General features: G+C 54.1%; 4 protein-coding genes. 3 read left to right on the forward strand and 1 reads right to left on the reverse strand.

The window, feature by feature from the left end; translation table 11 throughout:
- Positions 1 to 311: 311 nt before the first annotated feature.
- On the forward strand, positions 312 to 1,952 hold the full coding sequence (locus tag BDE01S_RS08395) for an NAD-dependent malic enzyme (RefSeq protein WP_066080115.1): 1,641 nt from the start codon (positions 312 to 314) through the stop codon (positions 1,950 to 1,952).
- Between the two features lie 131 nt (positions 1,953 to 2,083).
- On the opposite strand, the gene BDE01S_RS08400 is transcribed toward BDE01S_RS08395, so the two are convergent.
- The gene (locus BDE01S_RS08400) at positions 2,084 to 2,413 is read right to left on the reverse strand and encodes an SMR family transporter (RefSeq protein WP_066080118.1); all 330 of its coding nucleotides are present in this window, start codon (positions 2,411 to 2,413) and stop codon (positions 2,084 to 2,086) included.
- A 332-nt stretch (positions 2,414 to 2,745) separates the two neighbouring features.
- Between BDE01S_RS08400 and BDE01S_RS08405 the strand changes: the two genes are divergently transcribed.
- The gene (locus tag BDE01S_RS08405) at positions 2,746 to 3,999 is read left to right on the forward strand and encodes a chloride channel protein (protein ID WP_066080122.1); all 1,254 of its coding nucleotides are present in this window, start codon (positions 2,746 to 2,748) and stop codon (positions 3,997 to 3,999) included.
- Positions 4,000 to 4,012: 13 nt separating this feature from the next.
- Complete coding sequence (yczE, locus tag BDE01S_RS08410) at positions 4,013 to 4,669, forward strand: membrane protein YczE (RefSeq protein ID WP_066080125.1); 657 nt, start codon at positions 4,013 to 4,015, stop codon at positions 4,667 to 4,669.
- Positions 4,670 to 4,866 lie beyond the last annotated feature (197 nt).

Genomic DNA, 4,866 nt, shown 5'->3' on the forward strand with positions numbered 1-4,866 from the left:
TTTCTCCGACTGTACTTTTGCACAAAGCCAAAAAGCCGTCTGAAGTCTTCATATCATTCTTCACAAATCACGATAAAAAGCAGTCTCTCCGTTTCCACAACAACCGTTCAATCAAACCACCACTTCTTTTATACATAAAATTAACTTATTAACAAATTTTCGCAACTTTTCAGAAGTCTTTAATTCAGGTTAATATAATTTTCCAACATATCAAAATCTTACAAATATCGGGGGGGGGGGGGCAAGATCGGAAATATGTTAAAATACCTGCGCTTTCTTTCCTTCCCAACCACTTTTGAATGGAGTACACCATGAGCAAAACCCCTGAAATCATGCAAAATCCGCTAACCAATCGCGACACCGCCTTTACTTATGAAGAGCGTGCCAAATACGGCTTGACAGGACGGCTGCCAGCGGCGGTGGAGACGCTGGAGCAGCAGGCGGCACGTGCCTATAAGCAGTTTTGTGCTTATGAAAAGGATATGGAAAAATATGTCTTTTTAGACCAGCTGCACAATCGTAACGAGACTTTATACTACAAACTCATCACCGATCATCTGGCGCAAATGCTGCCGATTGTTTACGATCCGACCGTGGGCGAGGCGATTAAAAAATGGAGCCGTGATTACCGCCGCAGCCGTGCGGTGTATTTGAATGTGAACCGCATTGAAGATGTGCGTGCGTCGTTTGAGACTTTGGGTTTGGGGGCGGACGATGTGGATTTGCTGGTGGTTTCTGATGCCGAGGAGATTTTGGGCATTGGCGACTGGGGCGTGAACGGCACGGACATTTCGGTGGGCAAACTGGCGATTTACAGTGCGGCGGCAGGCATTGACCCTGCACGTGTGATTGCTGTGAATTTGGATGTCGGCACGAATAACGAGGCGCTTTTAAACGACCCTGCCTATCTGGGCAACCGCCATGCACGTGTGTACGGCGAAAAATACGATGCGCTGGTTGCTGAATATTTGAAAGTTGCAAGCGAAATGTTCCCTAAGGCGCTGTTGCACTTTGAGGATTTTGGCCCGTCAAATGCTCGCCGCATTTTACAAAAATACCGCAACGAATACCGCATTTTTAACGATGATATGCAAGGCACAGGGGCGATTGTGATGTCGTCTGTGTTTTCGGCGCTTAAAGTTACCAAGCAGAGCTTTGCCGACCAGCGCCTGATTGTGTACGGTGCGGGCACGGCAGGCACAGGCATGGCGGATCAAATCAGTGCGGCGATGGAGCGTGAAGGTCTCAGCCGCGCGGAAGCACGCAGCCGTGTGTGGCTGATTGATATTAACGGCTTGGTAACGGACGATATGAAGGATTTGCCAGATTATCAGCAAGAATACGCTCGCCCTGCTGCCGAGAGCACAGACTGGGCAAGGGATAAAGACGGCTTTATTCGCCTGCTGGAAGTGGTTAAGCAAGTCAAGCCGACCATCTTAATCGGCACATCAACCGACCACGGTGCGTTTGGCGAGGATGTCGTCAAGGCATTGGCAGCTGGCGTGGAGCGTCCGATTTTGTTGCCGCTGTCCAATCCAACCGAACGCATTGAGGTCATGCCTGCCGATGCGGTGAAGTGGTCAGACGGCAAGGCACTGATTGCGGTGGGCATTCCTGTGCCGCCTGTGCCTTATCAAGGGGTGAACTATGAAATCGGTCAGGCGAACAACGCCATGCTGTACCCAGGCTTGGGGCTTGGGGTGATTGTCTCTGGCGCCAAACACGTTACCGACGGTATGCTACTGGCGGCTGCCGAGGCGGTGGCAAGCCAAGTCAATCCGCAAGAGCTGGGTGCGTCGCTGCTACCGCCTGTGGATAATCTGCGTGCGTCGTCGGCAACGGTGGCGGTGGCGGTCGCCAAGCAAGCGGTGAAAGATGGCGTGGCAACCGTGCAATCGGACAACTGGATCCAAACCGTGCAAGATGCAATGTGGCAGCCAGTTTACCGATAGGTAAGTAAAATCATTAAGCGGCAAAAAGTCGTCTGAAAATTCTGTTTTAGACGGCTTTTTCTTACACTTTGGCTTTTTATATTTTAGAAAAAATTTGCATAAGGCAAAGGCCGTCTGAAAAATTCAGACGGCTAATGTGCCGATGTTTTCGATAAAAGATTAATCACCAGCACGCCCGCGATAATCAGCACCACACCAATCACGGCAGGCCAATCGGGGCGTTGCCCCAGCAGCCAGCCGATCAGCAGCGTCAGGATAATGCCGCAGCCCGACCAAGTGGCGTACACCAAGCCCATCGGCAGGGTTTCAAATACGCGGGCAACCAGGAAAAACGCCACCCCGAAAGCCGCCAACCCGGCGCAGGCGAAGCCCCATTTGGAAAAGCCGCCGCTGTATTTGAGCATGGTGGTGCCGAATACTTCGCACACAATGGCCGCGCCGAGCATCAGGTAGGCATTCATGAAATCATCTCCGAAAATTTGATAAGCGATTATTATAATTTAAATTATTTTTTAAAACAGTTTTACTCTCAGGCTGTTTTCCGGGAAAACCGGCAAAAAAACCAATCTTAGGCCGTCTGAAAACCGGTTGGAGATGTTCAGACGGCTTTTCTTTATTTAAAATATAGTCAAACTCCTAAAAAATAAAAATCCTGATTGCCGTCATTAGCTGCGCAAGTCCGCTGCGGCTGCCGTCTCCCAATACACGCAACAGCCGTTTCCGCACACAACGCTTTACCAATCAAACACGGCGGCCTGCTTTTCAGACGGCCTCTGCTTCATTCACCCGGAACATGAATTTGATAAAACAGACACACCCCGCTTCCCGACTTTGGCTTTCTCTGATTATGGTCGGCATCGGCGCCGGAATCGCCGGTATCACGCTCACGCATCTGCTGCATTTTGTGCAGCACCACGCTTTCGGCTATGCTTTAAACGGCGAAACCGTGCCCTTCCGTGTCGGTGTTGAAGAAGCGTCCGGCACACGGCGGTTTGTCGTGCTGCTTTTGTGCGGCTTACTGGCCGGCGGCGGCTGGTATCTGCTCAAGCGTTTCGGCAGGCCGCTGGTTTCTTTAAAGACATCGCTGGGGCAGCCGACACAGGGTTTGCCGTTTAAAGAAACGATGTGCCATGTGTTTTTGCAGATTGCCACGGTGGGCATGGGTTCGCCGCTGGGCAGGGAGACGGCGCCGCGCGAGATGAGTGCGGCGTTGGCGTCGCTGTGGATACGCCGCCGGGGCATTGGTGCCGATGATGCCAAGCTGCTGCTGGCTTGTGCATCCGGGGCGGGTTTGGCGGCGGTGTATAACGCGCCGCTGGCCGGTACGCTGTTTACGCTTGAGGTGATGCTGTGCCTGTGGAATGCGCGTGCGGCTGCGGCAGCGCTGTTGACTTCGGCGGTGGCGGTAGCGGTGGCGCGATTGGGGCTGGGCGATGAAGTGCAATATCATTTGGCGGAGGCTGCGCTGGATACGCCGCTTTTGCTGTGGGCCGTGCCGGCCGGAGCGGTGTTCGGCGTGCTGGCGGTGTGGTTTAAACGCAGTACCGAGCGCTTGCCGCTGTGGCCGCGCGACAGCCGCCGCAATGTCGTTGCCGCCGTGGCAGCGTTCGGCATGATTGGCGTGTTGGCGGTGTTTTTCCCGGATATTTTGGGCAACGGCAAAGCGGGCAACCAGCTGGCGTTCGGCGGCTTAATCAGCGGCGCGGGCGGTTTGGATTTGTTTGCGGTCAAATGGCTGGCGGTGCTGCTGGCTTTGGCGGTCGGCACTTACGGCGGCTTGATTACGCCTTCGATGATGCTTGGCAGCATGGCGGCGGTTACGCTGGCTTCGCTGTGGAATGTGTTTTTGCCTGCCGTGCCGTCTGATGCGGCGGCTTTGCTCGGCGCTGCGGCGTTTTTGGCGGTATCGATGAAAATGCCCGTTACCGCTTTGGTGTTTGCTTTGGAAATCACCCGCGTATCACCCGCTTTTTGGCTGCCGCTCACGCTGTGTACGGCGTCGGCTTTGTGGGCGGCCAGGCTGGCGGAGCGGGAAAAGGCCGTCTGAAAAAGGGAAACGTATGAGCCGTTTATTACCTGTTACGCCGTGGAAGGCGCGTTCACAATGGTCGTTTGAAGCCAAACCGCTGCTGATGCTGGTCTTCGGGCTGACGCTCTTCGGCGCGGCGGAGGCGATGCTGGTTTTGGCGGATTTGGGCGCAACGCCCTGGGTGGTATTCGCGCAAGGGCTGGCAGTGCAAACCGGCTGGAACATCGGCACGACCACGTTTTTAATCAGCCTGGCGGTATTGCTGCTCTGGATACCGCTGGGTCTGCGCCCCGGCTTGGGCACGCTGATGAATATGACGGTGATTGCGCTGGTTTTGGGCTTGGTGGTGCGCTTTGTGCCCGCGCCCGATGCGGATGATTATGTGATGCGCGCTGCGCTGTGTGTGGGCGGCATTGTGGTGATGGGAGTGGCGGCCGCGCTGTATCTCACTACTTATTTAGGCGCAGGGCCGCGCGACGGGCTGATGGTCGGCCTGTGCCAAAAAACGGGCTGGCGCGTCGGCGTGGTACGCACGCTGATGGAAAGCAGCGTCTGCCTGATCGGCTGGCTGCTCGGCGGCACTTTGGGCATCGGCACGCTGCTGTTTGCCTTCGGCATCGGCTGGGTGCTGCAAGGCGCGTTGAACCTGCTGGCGCGACGTTACGCGCGGTATCATGTTTCGGAATAAGCCCCCATTTTCTTTTTTCAGCAATCGTGAAATCTCTAAAAAACAGAAATCTTTATTGCCGTCATTAGCTGCGCCGCCCTATTTCCGATTTCATTTGACTATCAAATCCAAAAAAAGCCTTAAAAAGCCTTTACTTTTTTTTCAGACGGCGTTAAAACACTTCTTTACCCTTTTCAGAGTATTGTTCACAATTTCCC

Origin of the sequence: Bergeriella denitrificans NBRC 102155, assembly GCF_001592185.1 — a bacterium.
Taxonomy (GTDB): Bacteria; Pseudomonadota; Gammaproteobacteria; order Burkholderiales; family Neisseriaceae; genus Neisseria; species Neisseria denitrificans.

Coding starts and splice junctions, on each gene's coding strand:
- BDE01S_RS08400 (WP_066080118.1), bottom strand. CDS start 2,413: ATGAATGCCTACCTGATGCTCGGCGCGGCCATTGTGTGCGAAGTATTC.
- BDE01S_RS08405 (WP_066080122.1), top strand. CDS start 2,746: ATGAATTTGATAAAACAGACACACCCCGCTTCCCGACTTTGGCTTTCT.
- BDE01S_RS08395 (WP_066080115.1), top strand. CDS start 312: ATGAGCAAAACCCCTGAAATCATGCAAAATCCGCTAACCAATCGCGAC.
- yczE (WP_066080125.1), top strand. CDS start 4,013: ATGAGCCGTTTATTACCTGTTACGCCGTGGAAGGCGCGTTCACAATGG.